General features: G+C 69.8%; 18 protein-coding genes. 14 read left to right on the top strand and 4 right to left on the bottom strand.

The features are described 5' to 3' along the window. Positions 1-87 precede the first annotated feature (87 nt). The 3 genes from ACH4U8_RS03185 to ACH4U8_RS03175 are packed head-to-tail and all read left to right on the top strand — an operon-like array spanning position 88 to position 1,233. Positions 88-300, top strand: a complete 213-nt coding sequence (locus ACH4U8_RS03185; protein WP_395775682.1) for a hypothetical protein — start codon at positions 88-90, stop codon at positions 298-300. After that, on the top strand, positions 297-848 hold the full coding sequence (locus tag ACH4U8_RS03180; RefSeq protein ID WP_395775681.1) for a flavoprotein: 552 nt from the start codon (positions 297-299) through the stop codon (positions 846-848). Before ACH4U8_RS03185 ends, ACH4U8_RS03180 begins: the two co-directional genes overlap by 4 nt. A gap of 55 nt (positions 849-903) precedes the next feature. Continuing rightward, positions 904-1,233: a DUF6247 family protein gene (locus ACH4U8_RS03175; RefSeq protein WP_360310444.1), complete on the top strand. Its 330-nt coding sequence runs from the start codon at positions 904-906 to the stop codon at positions 1,231-1,233. 435 nt (positions 1,234-1,668) lie between these two features. Here the strand turns inward: ACH4U8_RS03175 and ACH4U8_RS03170 are convergent, their stop codons facing one another. The 3 genes from ACH4U8_RS03170 to ACH4U8_RS03160 all read right to left on the bottom strand — a co-directional run bounded on the left by ACH4U8_RS03170 (position 1,669) and on the right by ACH4U8_RS03160 (position 3,943). After that, positions 1,669-2,256: a flavin reductase family protein gene (locus tag ACH4U8_RS03170; protein WP_360310438.1), complete on the bottom strand. Its 588-nt coding sequence runs from the start codon at positions 2,254-2,256 to the stop codon at positions 1,669-1,671. A 110-nt stretch (positions 2,257-2,366) separates the two neighbouring features. Further along, positions 2,367-3,143, bottom strand: coding sequence for a tryptophan 2,3-dioxygenase family protein (locus ACH4U8_RS03165; RefSeq protein WP_395775680.1), 777 nt, complete (start codon positions 3,141-3,143; stop codon positions 2,367-2,369). Continuing rightward, positions 3,131-3,943, bottom strand: a complete 813-nt coding sequence (locus ACH4U8_RS03160; RefSeq protein ID WP_395775679.1) for a thioesterase II family protein — start codon at positions 3,941-3,943, stop codon at positions 3,131-3,133. Before ACH4U8_RS03160 ends, ACH4U8_RS03165 begins: the two co-directional genes overlap by 13 nt. A 192-nt stretch (positions 3,944-4,135) precedes the next feature. On the opposite strand from ACH4U8_RS03160, the gene ACH4U8_RS03155 reads away from it, so the two are divergent. From ACH4U8_RS03155 to ACH4U8_RS03145, 3 genes are all read left to right on the top strand, one after another. After that, complete coding sequence (locus ACH4U8_RS03155) at positions 4,136-5,332, top strand: cytochrome P450 (protein WP_395775678.1); 1,197 nt, start codon at positions 4,136-4,138, stop codon at positions 5,330-5,332. A 97-nt stretch (positions 5,333-5,429) separates the two neighbouring features. Continuing rightward, on the top strand, positions 5,430-5,636 hold the full coding sequence (locus tag ACH4U8_RS03150; protein ID WP_360310430.1) for a ferredoxin: 207 nt from the start codon (positions 5,430-5,432) through the stop codon (positions 5,634-5,636). Between the two features lie 9 nt (positions 5,637-5,645). After that, on the top strand, positions 5,646-6,950 hold the full coding sequence (locus tag ACH4U8_RS03145) for a cation:proton antiporter (protein WP_395775677.1): 1,305 nt from the start codon (positions 5,646-5,648) through the stop codon (positions 6,948-6,950). A gap of 121 nt (positions 6,951-7,071) precedes the next feature. Here ACH4U8_RS03145 and sigJ read toward each other — a convergent pair whose 3' ends face one another. Then, positions 7,072-7,959 (bottom strand): RNA polymerase sigma factor SigJ, encoded by an 888-nt coding sequence (gene sigJ, locus ACH4U8_RS03140; protein WP_360310426.1) that lies wholly within the window; start codon positions 7,957-7,959, stop codon positions 7,072-7,074. A gap of 144 nt (positions 7,960-8,103) precedes the next feature. On the opposite strand from sigJ, the gene ACH4U8_RS03135 reads away from it, so the two are divergent. From ACH4U8_RS03135 to ACH4U8_RS03100, 8 genes are all read left to right on the top strand, one after another. Next, positions 8,104-9,690 (top strand): MFS transporter, encoded by a 1,587-nt coding sequence (locus ACH4U8_RS03135; RefSeq protein WP_395775676.1) that lies wholly within the window; start codon positions 8,104-8,106, stop codon positions 9,688-9,690. A 263-nt stretch (positions 9,691-9,953) separates the two neighbouring features. Further along, positions 9,954-10,448 carry a helix-turn-helix domain-containing protein gene (locus ACH4U8_RS03130; RefSeq protein WP_360310422.1) on the top strand — a complete coding sequence of 165 codons (495 nt, stop codon included), beginning with the start codon at positions 9,954-9,956 and terminating at the stop codon, positions 10,446-10,448. 263 nt (positions 10,449-10,711) lie between these two features. Next, a complete protein-coding gene (locus tag ACH4U8_RS03125; RefSeq protein ID WP_395775675.1) occupies positions 10,712-11,596 on the top strand; it encodes a sigma-70 family RNA polymerase sigma factor in 885 nt (294 codons plus the stop codon). Positions 11,597-11,881: 285 nt separating this feature from the next. Continuing rightward, on the top strand, positions 11,882-13,474 hold the full coding sequence (locus tag ACH4U8_RS03120; protein WP_395775674.1) for a tryptophan halogenase family protein: 1,593 nt from the start codon (positions 11,882-11,884) through the stop codon (positions 13,472-13,474). Between the two features lie 28 nt (positions 13,475-13,502). After that, positions 13,503-14,117: a flavin reductase family protein gene (locus ACH4U8_RS03115; protein ID WP_395775673.1), complete on the top strand. Its 615-nt coding sequence runs from the start codon at positions 13,503-13,505 to the stop codon at positions 14,115-14,117. Next, entirely contained in the window at positions 14,114-15,184 is a 1,071-nt protein-coding gene (locus ACH4U8_RS03110; protein WP_360310414.1) for an LLM class flavin-dependent oxidoreductase, read from the top strand. The genes ACH4U8_RS03115 and ACH4U8_RS03110 overlap by 4 nt, the downstream gene beginning before the upstream one ends. Continuing rightward, complete coding sequence (locus tag ACH4U8_RS03105) at positions 15,181-17,010, top strand: non-ribosomal peptide synthetase (RefSeq protein WP_395775672.1); 1,830 nt, start codon at positions 15,181-15,183, stop codon at positions 17,008-17,010. The genes ACH4U8_RS03110 and ACH4U8_RS03105 overlap by 4 nt, the downstream gene beginning before the upstream one ends. After that, complete coding sequence (locus tag ACH4U8_RS03100; RefSeq protein WP_395775671.1) at positions 17,007-18,206, top strand: cytochrome P450; 1,200 nt, start codon at positions 17,007-17,009, stop codon at positions 18,204-18,206. The genes ACH4U8_RS03105 and ACH4U8_RS03100 overlap by 4 nt, the downstream gene beginning before the upstream one ends. Positions 18,207-18,253 lie beyond the last annotated feature (47 nt).

The raw sequence follows: 18,253 nt of genomic DNA, 5'->3' as shown, positions 1-18,253 counted from the left end.
CGCCCTCACGCCGGGCAACGCCGGGCAGGCTGTCGAGGCGCCTGCGGTGTCGACGTCGCGGGCCTCGAAGCGGCCGAGCGTCGGGCGGTGTTCCGGCTCGACGTCGCTCGGGCTCTCGCCGTCTGCGGACGCACCGAGCAGGCCGGCATCGCCCTGCCGGCGGCGGCGGAGCAGGCACCCGAGGAGATCCGCTCCCGCACCGTCGCGCGGAACCTCATCGGCGAGTTGGTGCGTCGCGACGAGTACGGTCGCCTCCCGGAGCTGCGACCCCTGGCCGTCCGATCGGGAGTACCCCTGTGAGCGATCGAGTCCTGTACCTGGTCGTGTGCGCGGCCGGGCCGGCGCCGCACGTCGGTGTCCTCGTCGAGGCCGCCAGGGGGCGGGGCTGGGACGTGTGCACGGTCGCGACGCCGGCGGCCGAGGGCGGCGGGTTCGTCGATCCCGCAGCCATCGAAGCAGTGACCGGCCGCCCCGTCCGCCACCGCTACCGGCGGGCGAATGAGCCCGGTCGGTGGCCGAAGGCGGACGCCGTCGCCGTGGCGCCGATGACGATGAACACGGTCACCAAGTGGGCGGACGGGCACGCCGACACCTACGCCCTGGGGGTTCTCACCGAGGCGATCGGGCTCGGCTTGCCGATCGCGGCCCTGCCGTTTTGGAACGCCGCCCAGGCCGCCCACCCCGCTGTCGACCGGGCCGTCGCGACCCTTCGGGAATGCGGGGTCGAGGTCCTGTACGGCACCGACGGGTTCCGGCCGCACCCGCCGGGCACGGGCGGCAGCCGCATCCCGACCTACCCGTGGGTCCGTGTGCTCGATGCACTGGACAGGCGCGCGGCCGGCGGGTAACCCACCCGTGTGCGCCGGCTACCGATTACCACCCGTGCGGTGTCACCCTGGCGGCATGGACGAGCAGACCACCGACCCCCGTCGGCCCCGGCACACCATCGGCTTCGGCGGCACCCACCACGCCACCCCCGCCGAGATCCGCGCCGAACTTCCCGCCGACCTCCGCGACGAGTTCGAAAAGGAGTACGGCCAGGCCCTGGACACCGCCCGCGACAGCGGAGACCTCCAGCCCCTCGCCGACATGCTCGGCCCCTGGCAATCCGAGGTCCGCATGCGCCGCAGCCCCGACTGGCCGGAAACCGAAGAGACCATCCGGCGGATCAACGCCGGCCTGCCCGTCGACACCGTCCCGGCCGACCGCACACAGTGGGGAGACCACCCGTGAGCTACAGCGACTGGGGGGTGGACCCGGCGCCGGATTTCGTCAGAGAAGCAATTCTGGCCGAGCACGCTGCTCGGAGACTCGTGGTCGGGGACTCTTCTCGGGCGAAAGTCCAGTTGCTCAAGGCATTTCGCGCGGTATCCCAGGTCGACCTCAGGACCGCGTCGACGATGACGAGCCAGGCCATGGCGTCCGGTTGGTCCGGGACCCACCTGGAGGTCGAGTTCCTCGCGAGCATCCTGAGGAACGCAGGGGTGGCAGGCGTAGCGGTGGAGGTTGTCTCCCCGCCCCTCCCCGCACCGTAGGTATGGGATCGCCGGCGCCCGGCCGCTCATGCCTCTGTTGCGGACGGACGACCCTGCGGAGGTCGCGTGGCAGGCGGGCGGCCGGGGCCGCGGGAAGCCCAGGACGGCACCCTGTCCTGGGCTTCGGGTGGGGTCAGGGGTCGAGGGTGTAGCGGTCCTGGGTTTTGAGGTAGTCGGCGGCGCCCATCCGGCCGATGGCGTCGAGGCGGGTGAGGTCGACGTGGAAGTCGTCGGTGTCGAGCAGGTCTTCCTCGGCGGTGACGTGGACGACCTCGCCGATGACCACGAAGTGGTCGCCGATCGGGACTATGGCGGAGGTTCGGCATTCGAAGGCGATGGGTGAGCCGTCGATGCGTGGGCTGCCCACCCGGGTGCCGGGGATGGGGAGCAGGCCGACGAGTTCGTATTCGGATCGGCCGTGGGGGATGGGTTTCGCCGCGCCGGTCGCGGCCTCGGCGTGTTTTTGGATCAGGACGTTGACGGTGAACTCGCCGGTGCCGCCCTCGGCCGGTGGTCGCGCGTTGCGGCACGAGTCCTTCTCGGAGCCGTCGGCGCGGCGGCCCGCGCAGAACAGCAGCGCCATCGGGGAGTAGCCCACAGCGGTGTAGTAGGAGAAGGGCGCGAGATTGACCGCCCCGTCCGGCGAGACCGTACTGACCATGGCGATCGGTCGGGGGACGACGCTCCACAGCAGCAGCCGTTCGCGCTGCCGCGTGGTCATGTCCGCTGCGTCGAATTCCAGCATGTGTCAGCCGTTTCGGATCGGGACCGGACGTCCGCGGCCGGGGGAGGCCGCCTGTGCCGCCGGGGTGGGCAGGGTGCCCGCCGACGTCACGCCGGGCTGCTCGTGAGTTCCGCCGCGTGGAGTGAGCCGCGCAACCGGCGGAGTTCGGGGAAGGGGAGGGTGATCCGGCGCATCAGGAATTCCTCCCCCGTCGTGCCGCCGGTGCCCTCCTGTCCGCCGACCATCCTCGACATCAGCCCGAGGTGGGCCACCTTCCATCGCCAGTAGCCGTTGCCGACGTCGAGAAGCGCCTCGGCGACGCGGTGCAGGCCGCCGATGTCGGGGCCCAGGCGGCAGATCTCGGCCACGCTGTGCCCGTGGTGCGCGGCGCTCTGCACGAAGGCTTCGTAGAGTTCTCCGTCGCGCTTGTTGTCGCCGATCAGGCGGCCGAGTACGCGGAATTGATCCGACTGTGCTCCGCTGGCCGTGCCGAGATAGGGCCGGAACTCGACGAAGTGGCGGAGCTGGAGGCGCTCCAGGACGATCACCTGCTCGTGCAGTACCCGCAGTAACTCGCTTGCCCGTTGCAGGAGTTCCACGCTCACCTCGACCCCGTTGCCGCCGGGATACGGGGAGGTCGGGCGATACCCGTTGGCCGAACGATGTGCGGGGGTCGAGCGATACGGGGAGGTCGACAGCAGTTCGGTGACCAGGTTCAGGTCGGCGATGGTTTGTTTGAGCCAGAGTTCGCAGGACTGGTGCGCGACGATGAAGAAGTGCTCGGCCAGGACCACGGTCCGGTCGGCCGTCTCGGGGATCTGCGTCTTCTGGAGCGCGAGCAGTGTCTCCGTTTGGAGGTAGGAGGTATAGCTCAGGTCGGCCATGGTTGGCTCCGCGTCCTAGAGTCCGAAAAATCGAGTGCGGCGTCGATGAAGGCGAGGATCTCGGCCACCAGCCCGGCCGGGTCCCGGAACGGGTGGAAGTGTCCGCCCGGTCGTTCGAGCAGGCTGAAGGTCCCGGTGCCGACCGCGTCCCAGCCGGCCAACCCGGTGCCGTCGACGAGGGGGTCCTGTGCGCCGTGGTGGCAGCGGACGGGGCAGCGCAGCGGCGTGGCCCGGGCGGCCGGTCGGTAGCGTTCGTGCGCGGTGATGTCCGCGCGCAGCACCGGGAGCAGTACCTGCGCCAGGTCGGGGTTGTCCGCGATCTCCGGGTCGACGCCGCCCATGCGGCAGACCACGGACCACAGTTCCTCGTCGGGACACAGGTGTGTGCGGCCCCCGCCCTGCCTGCTCGGCGGCAGGCAACCGGACACCAGCAGGCCGTGCAGCGGCCGACCGTCGGCGGCGAGGGCGAGGGCGCTCTCGTAGGCGACCAGGGCTCCGAGGCTGTGCCCGAACAGGAAGGTGGGCAGCGGGTCCAGGCGCGACAGCTCCGCGTCGAGTTCCGCGCTCAGTGTCCGCACGTCGTCCGGTGCCGGCTCGCCGAAGCGGTCGCCGTGCCCCGGGTATTGCACGGCGAGCAGCTCGATGTCCGGTCGCAGGCTCGCGGCCCACGGTGCGTAGGCGGCGGCGGTCCCGCCGGAGTGGGGGAGACAGACGAGCCGCGCGACGGGCTGCGGGGCGGCCGGGGTGACCGGTGCGTCGGTCAGAGTCCGCAGGCAGTAATTCCGGCGTGTAACGGGCATCTTTTCACTCCTCCGCTCCGATGCCTTCGTAAGTTCTCATGGCGGATGAATGCATCGAGGAAATCTTTCGACTCTCCGTCAATTCCCGGTCGCCTGCGACAGATCTCTGACACAACTTGTTCGTACGGTCCCGGGTGCGTGTAAGGATCCGCGTGCCGGAGTCGGTACCTTTTACGATGGGGATTTCGAACAATGAGCCCAGCGGCAGTCACCTCGGTTGATTTGACCGATTCGCGCACGTTTTTCGAGCACGATCCCTTCGAGTTCTTCGCGGCGGCCCGGGCCCGCGAACCGGTGTACTGGCACGAGGCGTCGGGTGATCTGCCCGGATTCTGGGTGGTCACCGACTACGACAGCGTCGTGGACTGCTACCGGGATCCCGCGACCCTGGGCTCCGGCCGCGGCACCGTGCTCGACGTGCTGCTTCGGGGCGACGACTCGGCCGGCGGGAAGATGCTGGCCGTGACCGACCCACCCCGGCATCGCGAGTTGCGGGCCCTGCTGTGGCGCGCCCTCTCGCCGAAGGTGCTCAATCGGGTCGTACGCGAAGTCGAGGCGTACACCACCGCGTTGATCGGCGCCGCGGTCGAGGAGGGCAGCTTCGATTTCGCCACCCGGGTCGCGGAACACGTGCCGATGAACACCATCTGCGATCTGCTCTCCGTGCCCGAACGGGATCGCCCCGACCTGCTCGACTGGAGCAAGGGCGCACTCGCCGGTGCCGACGAACTCGATTCCCTCGAAGCACGCAACGAACTCGTCCTGTATTTCATGAATCTGGGCGCCTTCCGCCGCGCACATCCGGGCGACGACGTGGTCAGCACCATCGCGACCGGGACCATCGACGGCGAGCCGTTGACCCTGGAGGAAGTCGCTCTCAACTGCTACAGCCTGGTCATCGGCGGCGACGAGTCCTCGCGGGTGTCGGCGGTCGGCACGGTCAAGGCGCTGGCGGAGGCCCCGGAGCAGTGGCACGCCCTGCGCGCGGGGCGGATCGACCCGGACACGGCCGTCGAGGAGGCCCTGCGCTGGGCCACGCCCTCGTTGCACTTCGCCCGTACCGCCGTGCGCGACCGGGTCATCGGCGACAAGGCCGTGCGCGCGGGAGAGATCGTGTCCCTGTGGAACATCTCGGCGAACAACGACGAGCGGGTCTTTCCGGCGCCGCGCAGTTTCGAGCTGTCCCGAACCCCGAACAAGCACGTCGCCTTGGGACACGGCCCGCATTACTGCCTGGGCGCCTTCCTCGGTCGGGTCGAACTGCGCGCGCTGATGGGCGCGCTCGTCGGCGCGGTATCCGAGATCGAACTCCTGGGGACGCCGACCCGGATCCAGTCCAATTTCCTCAATGGGTACAGCAGCCTGCCGGTGCGCTTTTCACCGCGGTGACGCAAGCAGTCGCGGAATGCGCGGCCGGCCGTGGAATTGCGACCGGCCGTGGAATGCGACCGTCGGAATCGGAATCGACGCGAGAAAAGGATCTGTCATGCGTGTGACCGCCGACCAACAGCGGTGTATCGGCTCCGGAATGTGCGTACTCGCGGTGGCCGAGGTGTTCGACCAGGGCGAGGACGACGGCATCGTGCACCTGCTCCGCCAGGACGTGCCCGGCGAACTCGAGGACCGAGTGCGGCACGCGGCGCGTGTCTGCCCGTCTCGGGCGATCGCCGTGCTCCCCGAATCCGACGCCTAGGAGCACGTCATGCCGTCCGACACCGCCGCGCCCCTGGGCGGCCATTCGCTTCTGCTGCTCCTGGTTCAAGTGTCGACGCTGTTGTGTGTGGCACTGCTGCTCGGCCGGCTCGCCGAGCGGCTCGGACTGCCCGCCCTCCTGGGCGAGTTGTCCGCGGGTGTCCTGCTGGGGCCATCGGTGCTGGGCGGGCTCGCGCCCGGGCTTCGGGACTGGCTCGAGACCTCGTCCGCACCGCAGATGCACCTGCTGGACGCGGTCGGGCAGATCGGAGTGATCCTGCTCGTGGGCGTGACCGCGTTGGAGATCGATCTCGGCCTGGTGCGCCGCAAGGGTCGGACCTCGCTCGGCGTGGGCCTCCTCGGTCTGCTCATCCCGCTGGCCCTGGGGGTCGCCATCGGCTTCGCGGCGCCCGCGAGCCTGCTGCCCGCCGACCACGATCGCGGCCTGTTCGCGTTCTTCGTCGGGGTGGCGATGTGCGTCAGCGCCCTGCCGGTGATCGCCAAGATGTTCGCCGACATGCGCCTGTTGCACCGCGACCTCGGCCAACTGACCATCGCCGTCGCGGTGGTGGACGACGTCAGCGGCTGGATGTTGTTGTCCGTGGCGTCCGCCGCGGCCGTGGGCGGCCTCACCGTCGTCTCGGTGGTGAAGCCGGTCTGTTGGCTGTTGCTGATCGTGGTGTGCGCGACGCTGATCGTCCGGCCGGCCATTGGGTGGCTGATGGCCAGGGTGACCGCGGCGGGGACGACCATCGCCACGGCGACCGTGGTGATCCTGGGCAGCGCGGCGCTGACCCAGGCCGCAGGCATGGAGGCGTCCTTCGGCGCGCTCGTCGGCGGCCTGCTGATCGGCACCTGCACCCGAGAAACGGTGGGCCGGTTGGCGCCGTTGCGCGCGGTCACGTTGTCGGTGTTCGCCCCCCTGTACTTCGCCGAGGCCGGCCTGCGGCTGGATCTGACCGTGCTGGGCAGGCCCGTGATCGCCCTGGCCGCGCTGTGCGCGCTGGCCGTGGCCGTCGTGGGCAAGTTCGCCGGGGCCTTTCTCGGCGCCCGACTGGCCGGTCTCGACCATCGCACCGCGCTCGTGCTCGGCGCCGGGATGAACGCGCGCGGGGTCATCCAGATCATCGTGGCCGGGATCGGACTGCAACTGGGCGTGCTGAACACCGCCGCCTACACCATCGTGGTACTGATCGCGATCAGCACCACGATGATGACCCCGCCGGTACTTCGCCGGGCCCTTTCACGCATCGAGGTCAACGAGCAGGAACGGGCCCGCCTGCGGCGCAGCGAGAAGCTGGTCGGCGTGTCCTGACGGACCTCCCGGCCGCCCGCCCGCAGCAGCCGCGCACGGAAGCCGCCCGCGCCGGCCGCCCGCGCGCAGCCCGCCCACGCAGGCCGCCCACACAGCGCCCACGCAGGCCACCCCGCGCCCGCTACCCGTGCAGCGCCGCCAGATCCATCGCCCCGAGCCGGTCGGGATCCAGCAGGATCTGGATCCCGACGATCCGGCCCCGCGCGATGGCGAACCCCATCACCGAGACCGGCCGCCCGTCCCGCTCCACCAGCGCGCCGGGCGAGCCGTTGACCAGCACGGCCCGCACCACCACCCCGGGCTGCCGGAACAACGCCGCCCGCTGCGCGGTGGGCCCGGCCCCCCGGACCACGGCCGAGGCGGAGACGAGGGTACGCCCGCCGTCCGCGCGCAACTCGACGTCCGGATCCAACAGGGCCACCAGCGCGTCGAGATCCCCGCCCCGCGCCGCGGCGAAGAACGCGTCGACCAGCAGGCGCCGGGTCGCGAAGTCGCCGTCCGCCGAGCTCGCCGAGGCGCCCTGCACCCGTCGGCGCGCCCGGCTGGCGAGCTGACGCGCCGCGACCGTGGAGCGCCCGACCACCTTCGCCACCTCGTCGAACGTCAGATGGAACATGTCGTGCAGGACGAAGGCGACCCGCTCGGTCGGCGCCAGCGTGTCCAGCACGATCATCAGCGCGAGGCTGACCGAATCGTTCAGCAGCGCATCGTCCTCGGGGCCGAAGGTCTCCTCCCGGCCGAGCACGGGATCGGGCAGCCGCAGCCCGATCGGATCCTCCGGCCGGGCCGCACGGGAGCGCAGCACGTTGAGGCAGATTCGGCTGACCACGGTCGTCAGCCACGCCGGGAGCGACTCCACCTCGTCCGCGTCCGTGCGGCTGAGTCTGATCCAGCTCTCCTGGACCGCGTCCTCGGCCTCGGCATGCGAACCCAGCATGCGATAGGCGACCGTGCCGAGCCGTGGCCGGGCGAGCTCGAACTGCTCCGCAAGCTGATCGGGATCGGACACGGTCACACTCCTCGGGCGACAGGGGTCATTACCAGTGGGCGGTCAGGACCTGGCAGTCACGGATTCACTGGGAGTACGGATGATCACCACATCGCATAGCGTAGTCGGGTCGGCACTGTGCCCGACGACCGACCGGGAGGGCACATGAGCCTCCGACTCACCGAGACACAACATCGCCGCCTGGTCCTGTTCGCGATGTGCATGGCGACGTTCATGACCTCGCTCGACCTGACCATCGTGAACGTGGCACTTCCCTCCGTGCAGAACGAACTGCACATGAGCGCAGCGCAGTTGGAGTGGGTGATCGGCGCCTACTCACTGAGCCTGGCGGCGATCATCCCGGCCGGCGGCGCCCTCGGCGACCGCTATGGCCGTAAGCGGGTGTTCCTCACCGGCATGGTGGTCTTCACCATCGGTGTGGTCGCCTGCGCCCTTGCCTGGGACGCGAATTCACTGATCGCCTTCCGCGCCCTGCAGGGCGTCGGCGGCGCGGCGATGCTCGCCCTGGGCCTGCCCATCATCATGGAGACGTACCCGCAGGAACAGCGGGCCGGCGCGATCGGCGCCTGGGCCGCGATCGGCGGCACCGGCTTCGGCGCCGGACCGGTCGGCGGCGGCATCCTGCTGACCTTCTTCGGTTGGCAGTCGGTGTTCTGGATCAATCTGCCGTTCGCCGCCCTGGGCATCGTCTGCACGGTCGTCGCGGTCCGCGAATCGCGCAATCCGCGGGCCCGGAAGCTGGACGTGCCGGGCATGACGATCAGCGGCCTGGCGCTGGTCTGTCTCACGCTCGGCTTCGTCGAGTCCTCCGCCCACCCCTGGGGCTCGACGCTGGTGGCCCTACCCCTGGTCGCCGGAACCGTGTTGCTGGCCGCGTTCTTCTGGTGGGAGCGCCGCATCCCGCACGCGATGTTGCCGCCCGCGCTGTTGCGCGCGCGCAGCTTCGTGAGCGCCTCGGGCATCTACATGCTCTGCTACGGCGGAATGACCGGCGCGTTGTTCTGGGTGACGCTGTATTTCCAGAACGTCGCGGGCTGGTCCGTGATGCGCACCGGCCTGTCGTGGTTGTTCATGAACATCCCGTTCCTGGTCATGGCGCAGTTCGGCGGGCGCCTGGACGCCCGGTTCAAGACGTGGGTGGTGACCGTCAGCGGCACGGTGGTCGCCGCGGTCGGTGTGCTCCTGCTCAGCCGGGCGGGGACCACCCCGTTCGCGGTCAGCGCGCTGGGATTCGCGCTCTACGGCGGAGGGTTCGGCACGTTCGTCCCGGCCACGACCCACGCGGCCATGCGCGACGTGCCCGCAGGGGTCTCGGGCGCGGCCTCCAGCGTCCTGAACGCCTCCCGGCAGATCGGTTCCTCGGTGTGCCTGGCGGTGCTGGGCACCGTCGGGGTCAACATGGCGACCTCCTCGTGGCGGAGCAAGACCTCCGGCCTGGACGGCGTCCGGCACGCCCAGGCCACGCAGCAGGCGCAGAACGTCGGCGGCGGGCGGGTGGAAAAGGTCGTGGACACGCTGGGCCCCTCGGTCAAGCAGACCGCGATCGATTCCTTCCTGCACGGCTACCAGATGGCCGTCGGACTGGCCTCGGCTTGCACCCTGGTCGCGGCCGCCGTCGCGTACGCGGGGTTCCGACAGCGGGCCGTGCGTTCGGTGGCCGTGGGGCCGCAGGCGAAGCCGGAGTCGGAAAGCCCCCGGGAGAGTGAGGCGCTCAGCGATCGTTCGCGGTGACTTGTTCCATCGTCCCGTCCGTCGGGGCAGCGTGTTCGCGGAGCTCCATGCTCCGCGAACACGCGACTTCGGCGCCCGGTGAAAAATGGCGTCCGGGGAAATGAGAAATCCAATCCGGGTGGGTACACATCTGGAGCCGCGGCGTGGCATCCCGGCCTCGGTCTGCTTTTTTCGTACGTACCATCCGATTTGCAGGATCGCGTGAACCATGGGGTGCAAAAAGGGAATATCGACAACAGAACTCTGTGCATTGGGGGACACCCTTGAGCAAGAGCGTCAAGTTGGTGCGCTGGCCCATCGAGGCGAGCACGCGAGACGATTGCAAGAAGGCGGGCATTCCCTGCCTTCTCGTCGTGGAGGCCGGAAATCGGGCTCCCATCTGCGTTGATCCCTCGGAGGACTGGATCAGAACGCCGGCCCCTCGGGAAGATGTCGAAGCCCGGATCCAAGCGTTAACACAACGTGCGCACGGGCTCATAATTCCGGCCGTCGACTCCACCGGAGTGCTCTACTTCGGTACGGACTCGGTGGCCATCTCCAGCACGCAGGCGGGCCTGATGGAACAGTTCGTCGCGCACTACGGCGAAGTGGTCTATCGCGCGGAGCTCGAGGAACAGTTGATCGAATTGACCGGGAAGATCACCAGAAACGCTCTCGATCTTCAGATCATGCGACTGCGCCGCCGCATCGCCTCGGTACGCCTCAGCATCCGAACCATCTGGGGACGCGGTTACATCCTCGAACCCGAGACCATGTAACCCGCCACCGGACCGGCCGACGCCGGGCGCCTCGTCGCCGGCGTGGCGGACGATCCCGTCCTCTGCCCGATCCCTAGCCGGGCAGAGGACGGGGGCTCGGGGCCCGTCGGGTTCGGGACGTGAACGAGGTCCGCACACAGGGCGAATCCCGACGGTCTCGTCGCATTGGATGGCCATGGCACCTTTCCTCGTCAGGCATTCGTCACACGACCCGTTACCTCAGGGTCATCTGTACGACGGATTGCACACCGGAAAGGTGACCGATGGACCAGCGCCAATTCCTGGCAACGTGCTTCGAGGACAACCGCAGGGACCTGCTCGCCCTCGCCTACCGCATGCTCGGTTCGCGCGAGGAGGCGGAGGACGCGGTGCAGGACACCTGGCTGCGGCTGGAGCGGGTCGACGCCGCGTCGGTGCGGAACCTGCCGGGCTGGCTGCGCACCGTGGTCTCCCGTATCTGCCTGGACATACTGCGCGGCCGACACGTGTGCACCGAGGAGCCGAGCGATCCGCTGCCGGCCCCGGCCACGGGTGTGACGAGCGGCAATCCCGAACAGCGGGTGCTCGAAGCCGAATCCGTCGGCATCGCGCTGCTCGTCGTCCTGAACGCCCTCAGCCCCGCCGAGCGGGTGGCGTTCGTACTGCACGACATGTTCGGCGTGCCCTTCGACGAGATCGGCGCGACCCTGGGCCGGAGCGAGGCGGCGGCCAAGAAGCTCGCCAGCCGGGCCCGGCACAAGGTGCGGGAACCGCACGAGCATCGCCGGTCGGTCGAACTGGCCCAGCATCGCGAGGTGGTGGCCGCCTTCCTCGCCGCCGCCCGCACCGGTGACACCGCCAAGATCGCCGCGCGCCTGGCTCCGGACGTGGTGCGGCGCGTCGACGCCGCGGCCGTCTCGGCGAACCACCCGAGCGAGGTGCGCGGCGCGGGAGCCGTCGCTCGCGAGATCAGCCACTTCTGCGCCGCCGCCGAACACGTCGAACTCGCGATGATCGACGGCCGCGTCGGCCTGCTGGTCGCGCCGGAAGGGCGGCTGCGACTCGTCATTCGCTTCGCCATCGAGGACGGTCGGGTCCGGGAGTACGAACTGCTCGCGGGTCGCGCCTGGCTGGAACCGTTGCGCATACGGCTGTTGCCCGAACCCTGACGCCCCCGACGCCGCGCAGCGGAATACGGTGATCCGTTTATCGATCCCGGGGATAACCGGCAACACACCGGACCGGTCCGGGCAACCGAGCCGGTCGGTGAAAGATCACCCGCATATCCGCGGTCGCCCCGGCCGGAAAGAAGCGCGTCTTTCGTGAATCTTTTCCCGTCGACCGACCCTGTGGACGCCCGTGTCAGAGTCGGGTGCATTACCGGGATCCCGCTGGAGTCTCATACCGAATCGCCGGGTCCCGTCCCATTCGAGGCATCGACCAAGACGGGAATCATGATCGAGAACGTAGTGATCGTCGGCGGAGGTACAGCCGGCTGGATGACCGCCACCCATCTCAAGGCGAGCTTCGGTGATCGACTGTCGGTCACACTCGTGGAATCGAAGGCCGTGCCCACCATCGGAGTGGGCGAGGCCACGTTCAGCACCGTCCGGAAATTCTTCCGGCACCTGGGGCTGACCGAACCGGAGTGGATGCCCCGCTGCCACGCCTCGTACAAACTCGCCATCCGATTCGAGAACTGGCGCGCCCCGGGCCACCACTTCTACCACCCCTTCGAACGACCCCGCGTGGTCGAGGGCTTCCCGCTCGCCGAATGGTGGCTGCGGGACCGCCCGTCCGGCCGGTTCGACCGGGACTGCTCCGTGCTGGCCGCACTCTGCGACGCCAAGCGCTCGCCCCGCCACCTGGACGGGGGCCTGTTCGAAGGGGACTTCACCACCGGCGACGCACAGGACATGTCCCGCGCGACCCCCGAGGGCCAGAGCACCCAATTCCCGTACGCCTACCACTTCGACGCCACCCTGCTCGCCGGATTCCTGGCCGAGTACGGCGTCGAACGCGGCGTGCGACACGTCCGGGACGACGTGGTCGACGTGCGCCTGGACGCCGACGGCTACATCACGGACGTACTGACCAAGGAGCACGGGCCGCTCGGCGGCGACCTGTTCGTCGACTGCACCGGGTTCCGCGGTCTATTGCTGAACCAGAAGTTGGGCGAGCCGTTCGTCTCGTACCAGGATTCCCTGCCGAACGACAGCGCGGTGGCCCTGCGCGTCCCGGTGGACGTCGCCGCCGGCGGCATGCGGCCCTGCACGACGGCCTCGGCACAGGACGCCGGCTGGATCTGGACCATTCCGCTGCTCGACCGGCTCGGCACCGGCTACGTCTACTCCAGCGACTACACCACGCCGGAGGAGGCGGAGCGCACGCTGCGCAGGTTCGTCGGCCCCAAGAGTGCCGACCTGGCCGCCAATCACATCAAGATGCGGATCGGCCGCAGCGCCCGGTCATGGGTCAAGAACTGCGTGGCCATCGGCCTGTCCAGCGGCTTCGTCGAGCCGCTGGAGTCCACCGGCATCTTCTTCATCCAAAACGGGGTGGAGCAACTGGTCAAGCACTTCCCGGGCACCCGGGACGACGAGCCGCTGCGCCGGGCCTACAACCACCAGGTGAGCGGAGTCATGGACGGGGTGCGGGAGTTCCTGTTCCTGCACTACTACGCCGCGGCTCGGGCGGACAACGACTACTGGCGGGACACCAAGACCCGGGCGGTGCCCGACGGCCTGGCCGAGCGCCTGGAGCAGTGGAGCGCCACGCTGCCGGACGAGAACTCCGTCTTCCCGCGCTTCCACGGCTTCGAACCGTACTCGTACACCGCCATGATCCTGGGCCTCGGCGGGCTGCCGGTCCGGTCGCTGCCGGTGCTCGACCAGTTGGATCCGACCACCGCGCGCAACGAGTTCGAGCGGGTGCGCAAGCAGGCTTCGGCCCTGATCGAGCGCCTGCCCGGGCAGTACGAGTACCTGGCCCACCAGGTCGCCCGGCACGGCGGGGCCGCCGGCGGGCGCCTCGTTCCCAGCGCGTGACAGCACACCAGGAGGTGCTGCAACCACCATGTCGATTCCCATCGCCGAGGCCGATCGCCGCGTTGCGACGGAGCCGGTGTCCACAAGCGAGTTCAGAAACCTGATGGCGGCCTTTCCGGCCGGTGTGTCGGTGCTCACCGCCGCCGAGCCGGGCGGTCCGCTGCACGGCATGACCTGCACCGCGATCGCCAGTGTGTCGGCCAGCCCGCCGACCCTGCTGGTGTGCGCCCAGCAGGCCGGCCGCACCCTCGCCGTCCTGACCAGGACGCGGGCCTTCACCGTGAACCTGCTCGACGATCAGGCCCGCGCGACGGCCGAACTGTTCGCGGCCCGTTGCCCGGATCGCTTCGAGCGGGTCGCGTGGACCATGCGACCCGGCTTCGGCGGACCCCACCTGGTGCAGGACGCGCACACCATCGCGGACTGCCGGGTCACCAAGTCGGTGACGGTCGCCGACCACGTCGTCGTGTTCGGCGAGGTGGTCAAGGTCAGCACCGCGGGCGACGTGCTGCCGCGACCGCTGGTCTACGGGATGCGCGAGTACTGGTCCCTGACCCCGGGCGGGGCCGGCTCGCGGGAGTGCAACACCACCACCACGACAACGGACGATCAGCCGCACACGGATACGAAGAGGCCGCGATGACGAGCTACGGGATCTCCCTGTTGCCGGACACGACGCCGCAGCAGCGTAGCGCCGGTGACTACTACACGAACCTGCTGACCGTGTCCGAGCTGGTGGAGAACCTCGGGCTCGAATACGTCAAGATGACCGAGCACTACCTGCATCCCTACGGCGGCTACTGCCCCGACCCGCTCGCCTTCCTGTCCGCCGTGGCCGCGCGAACCAGCAGGATCCGGCTGATGACCGGCGGCATCCAGGCGTCCTTCCACCACCCGATCCAACTGGCGGCCCGCACCGCGCAGCTCGACGCACTCAGCAACGGGCGCCTGGACGTCGGCTTCGCGCGGGCGTTCCTGCCGTACGAGTTCGACTCGTTCGGCATCGACCTGGACAGCAGCAAGGATCGTTTCCGGGCGACCGTCGACGCCGTGGTGCGGCTGTGGACCGAGTCGGACGTGAGCGAGGACACCCCGTTCTTTCGCTACCGGGCGGCGAACTCCCTGCCGTTGCCCACCCAGGAGCCGCACCCGCCGGTCTGGGCCGCCGCGTTGCTCACCCGTTCGAGCTTCGAATGGATCGGCGACGCCGGCCACAACCTGTTGATAGCCTCCGCGCCCAGCCGCGAACAGGTGGACCAGGTCCGGGAGATGATCGACCTGTACCGGGCCCGCTTCCGCGCCGCGCCCGGCAACGCCGGCCGCGAACCCCGGGTCGCCATCAGTGTCGCGCTCTACCTCGCCGAAACGGACCAGGAGGCGATCGAAGAGGGCACCGCCGCGTTGCGCCGCCACTGGGACGTCTTCGGCTCGGCCGCGAACGCCTGGCGGGACCGGACCTCCAGCTCGTACGAGGGCTACCGCGAGGCCGTGGTGGACAAGCACCAGGCCGGCCCGAGCGAGGACGCCGGGCTGGCCGTGGTCGGCTCGCCACAGACCGCGATCGAGCAACTGCGGCATATCGAACAGGAGTTGGACACCGACATCGTGCTGTTCCAACTCGACTTCGGCCAGCAGCCGTTGGAGTCGATGGAACGCAGCCTGAAGTTGTTCGCCTCCGAGGTGCGCCCCTACCTGGGGAGCACGCGGTGACGACGCAGCGATCGGCTCCGCGTACCGTGCCCGAGTTCTTCGAGGCACAGGTGGCGAGCAGTCCGGACGCGCTCGCGGTGCTCTACAAGGACACCGCGCTCACCTACGACGATCTCAACCGCCGGGTCAACCGGCTGGCCCGGCTGCTGATCGACCGCGGCGTGGGCCCGGACCACCTGGTGGCCGTGGCCGTTCCCCGGTCGGTCGAGCTGGTGGTGAGCGTGCTGGCGATCCTCAAGGCGGGCGGTGCCTACCTGCCGCTGGACCCCCGCTACCCGGCGGCCCGCAAGGCGTTCATGGTCGAGGACGCCGCCCCGACGCTGCTCGTGCGTGCCGGCGGCGGGCGGGTGCCCGGGGTGGAACTCGCGGAGATCGACCTCGACTCCGACGCGTGCGCCGCCTTCGACGACGCGGATGTGCGCCAGGCCGACCGCCGCGAGCCGTTGACGGACCGGCACCTGATGTACGTGATCTACACCTCCGGCTCCAGCGGGACCCCCAAGGGCGTCGCGATCAGCCACGACGGCGTCGCGGACCTCGTCGCGACCCAGGCGCAGCGGTTTCGGCCGGGCCTCGGTGACCGGGTGTTGCAGTGGGCCTCGATGAGTTTCGACGCCGGTTTCTGGGACGTCACCCTCGCGCTGCTGCACGGGGCCACGCTGGTGATGGCCGACGACGAGGACCTGCTGCCCGGCGACGCGCTGCACGAGACGCTGGCCAAGTACGAGATCGACCATGCCGTACTGCCGCCGGCCGCGCTGAGCGTCACCGACAGCGAAGGTGTCCTGCTGGGCGGCACCATCATGTCGACCGGCGACGCCTGCACCCCCGCCCTGCTGCGCAAGTGGGCACCCGGGCGGCGGATGTTCAACGGCTACGGGCCGACCGAGGCCACCGTCGGCTCCACGATCGCCGGGCCGATCACCGAGGCGGACGGCGTCGGGATCGGCTTCCCGTGGGTCGGGACCCGGGTCCGGGTGCTGGACGAGCACCTGCGGCCGGTGCCCGACGGCCGGGAAGGCGAGCTCTACCTGGCCGGTTCGGGGTTGGCCCGAGGCTATGTCAACCGCCCGGAGTTGACCGCGTCGCGCTTCCTGCCCGACCCGTTCGGCCCACCCGGCGCGCGGATGTACCGCTCCGGCGATCTGGGTCGGCGCGACGCCGACGGTCGGTTCCACTTCGCCGGCCGGGTCGACGGGCAGATCAAGCTGCGCGGGTTCCGCGTCGAACTCGGCGAGATCGAGACCTGCCTGACCGGGCAACCGGACGTGGCCCTGGCCGCGGTGGTCGTCGAGGGCGAACTCGCCGACGCGCGACTGGTGGCCTATCTGACCGCGCACCCGGGCGCCACCCTCGACCCTGCCGCGCTGCGCACCGAACTGGCCGCCGCGCTACCGGAGTTCATGATCCCGACGCGGATCACCGTGCTCGACGAATTCCCCACCCTGCCCAACGGGAAGGTGGACCGGCGAGCCCTGGGCGCGCCGAGCGACGCGGACGCGCCGGAGCCGCCCGCAGCGCCGGCCGGGCCGCGCACGCCCGACGCCCTGCTGGGTGACGTGGTCGCGCGCCTGCTCGGCCTGTCGACGGTCGATCTCGACGCGAACTTCTTCGACCTGGGCGGCAACTCGCTGATCGCGGGCCGGCTGATCGGCGCGGTGCGCGAGGAACTGGGTGTGCGCCTGCCGATCCGGACGGTCCTGGAGGCGGGCGACCTGGGGGAGATAGCCCGATTCCTGCACGGACGCATCCAGCCACCGACAACCGCCGAAGCAGAGCCGCCCACCGGGAGCGGCACGGCGCGGCAACAGAAGGAGATGCCGTGAACGAACAGTTGATCCGCTTCCCGATCCGCAAGGACGCCGCCTGCCCGTTCGACCCGGCCGGCAGCATGCGCGCGTTGGACGAACTGACCCGCGTCACCCTGTGGGACGGCAGCACACCCTGGCTGGTCACCGGCTACGACCTCGGGCGCAAGCTCCTGGTCGACCCCCGGGTCAGCGCCGACTCGACGACACCGGGCTACCCGCACTTCGACGAGGGCAGCCGGGAGCGGCGCAAGGACGGGCGCTCCTTCGTCGCCCTGGACGACCCCGAGCACGCCCGGCAACGCCGGATGGTGTCGCTGCCGTTCGCCATCCGCAACATCGAGGCGCTGCGCGGCGACGTAACGAACATCGTCGACGGCCTGATCGACGACCTGCTCGCCGGGCCGAATCCGACCGACCTGGTTGGCCGCTTCGCCTTCCCCACCTCGACCCAGGTGATCTGCCGGATGCTCGGAGTGCCCTACGCCGACCACGAGTTCTTCCAGGATCAGACGTCGCGCATGCTGCATCGGGACAGTGAGCCCGCGGCGATGGTCGGCGCCCAGGAGGCGCTGCGCAGCTATCTGCGGGAGCTGATCGAGCGGCAGAAGAAGGAACCGGCGGACGGCCTGATCTCCTCGGTGATCGAGGCCCAGGTGCGCACCGGCGAACTGAGCGAGGAGCAACTCTCCTACATCGCGGTGACCCTGCTGGTGGCCGGACTGGAGACCACCGGGAACATGATCGCGCTGGGCACACTGGCGTTGTTGCGCAATCCGGACCAACTGGAACTGCTGCGCCGCACCGAGGACCGCCGGGTGGTGGAAGGCGCAGTCGACGAACTGCTGCGCTACCTCAACATCTCGCACTCCGGCCGGCGGCGGGTCGCCATCCGGGACATCGCGGTCGGCGACACGGTCATCCGCGCCGGGGAGGGCATCATCCTGGCCAGCGAACTGGCCAATCGCGACCCGGAGAACTTCCCCGACCCGGACCGGCTCGACCTCGGCCGCGACGCCCAGCACCACCTGGCCTTCGGATACGGCCCGCACCACTGTCTCGGTCGACCGCTGGCCGCGCTGGAACTACAGGTGGTCTACGGGACGCTCTACCGGCGCATTCCGACCCTGCGACTCGCGATCGACTTCGACGACGTGCCGTTCAAACACGACGGCGTGGCGTACGGCGTGCGCGAGCTTCCGGTGGCCTGGTAATCGGCCCGCACATGGGTGATCGCAGAGGTCGTCATTCGCCGGTGCCG

Source organism: Embleya sp. NPDC020886, from assembly GCF_044333915.1.
Lineage (GTDB): Bacteria > Actinomycetota > Actinomycetes > Streptomycetales > Streptomycetaceae > Embleya.
The sequence above is the reverse complement of the archived record's forward strand: the minus strand, read 5'-3'. Positions and strand labels throughout refer to the sequence as shown.

Bases quoted from the DNA above. Each gene is read 5' to 3' on its own strand.
- ACH4U8_RS03175 (WP_360310444.1), top strand. From the start codon at position 904: ATGGACGAGCAGACCACCGACCCCCGTCGGCCCCGGCACACCATCGGC.
- ACH4U8_RS03170 (WP_360310438.1), bottom strand. From the start codon at position 2,256: ATGACCACGCGGCAGCGCGAACGGCTGCTGCTGTGGAGCGTCGTCCCC.
- ACH4U8_RS03165 (WP_395775680.1), bottom strand. From the start codon at position 3,143: ATGGCCGACCTGAGCTATACCTCCTACCTCCAAACGGAGACACTGCTC.
- ACH4U8_RS03160 (WP_395775679.1), bottom strand. From the start codon at position 3,943: ATGCCCGTTACACGCCGGAATTACTGCCTGCGGACTCTGACCGACGCA.
- ACH4U8_RS03155 (WP_395775678.1), top strand. From the start codon at position 4,136: ATGAGCCCAGCGGCAGTCACCTCGGTTGATTTGACCGATTCGCGCACG.
- ACH4U8_RS03150 (WP_360310430.1), top strand. From the start codon at position 5,430: ATGCGTGTGACCGCCGACCAACAGCGGTGTATCGGCTCCGGAATGTGC.
- ACH4U8_RS03145 (WP_395775677.1), top strand. From the start codon at position 5,646: ATGCCGTCCGACACCGCCGCGCCCCTGGGCGGCCATTCGCTTCTGCTG.
- ACH4U8_RS03135 (WP_395775676.1), top strand. From the start codon at position 8,104: ATGAGCCTCCGACTCACCGAGACACAACATCGCCGCCTGGTCCTGTTC.
- ACH4U8_RS03125 (WP_395775675.1), top strand. From the start codon at position 10,712: ATGGACCAGCGCCAATTCCTGGCAACGTGCTTCGAGGACAACCGCAGG.
- ACH4U8_RS03120 (WP_395775674.1), top strand. From the start codon at position 11,882: ATGATCGAGAACGTAGTGATCGTCGGCGGAGGTACAGCCGGCTGGATG.
- ACH4U8_RS03115 (WP_395775673.1), top strand. From the start codon at position 13,503: ATGTCGATTCCCATCGCCGAGGCCGATCGCCGCGTTGCGACGGAGCCG.
- ACH4U8_RS03110 (WP_360310414.1), top strand. From the start codon at position 14,114: ATGACGAGCTACGGGATCTCCCTGTTGCCGGACACGACGCCGCAGCAG.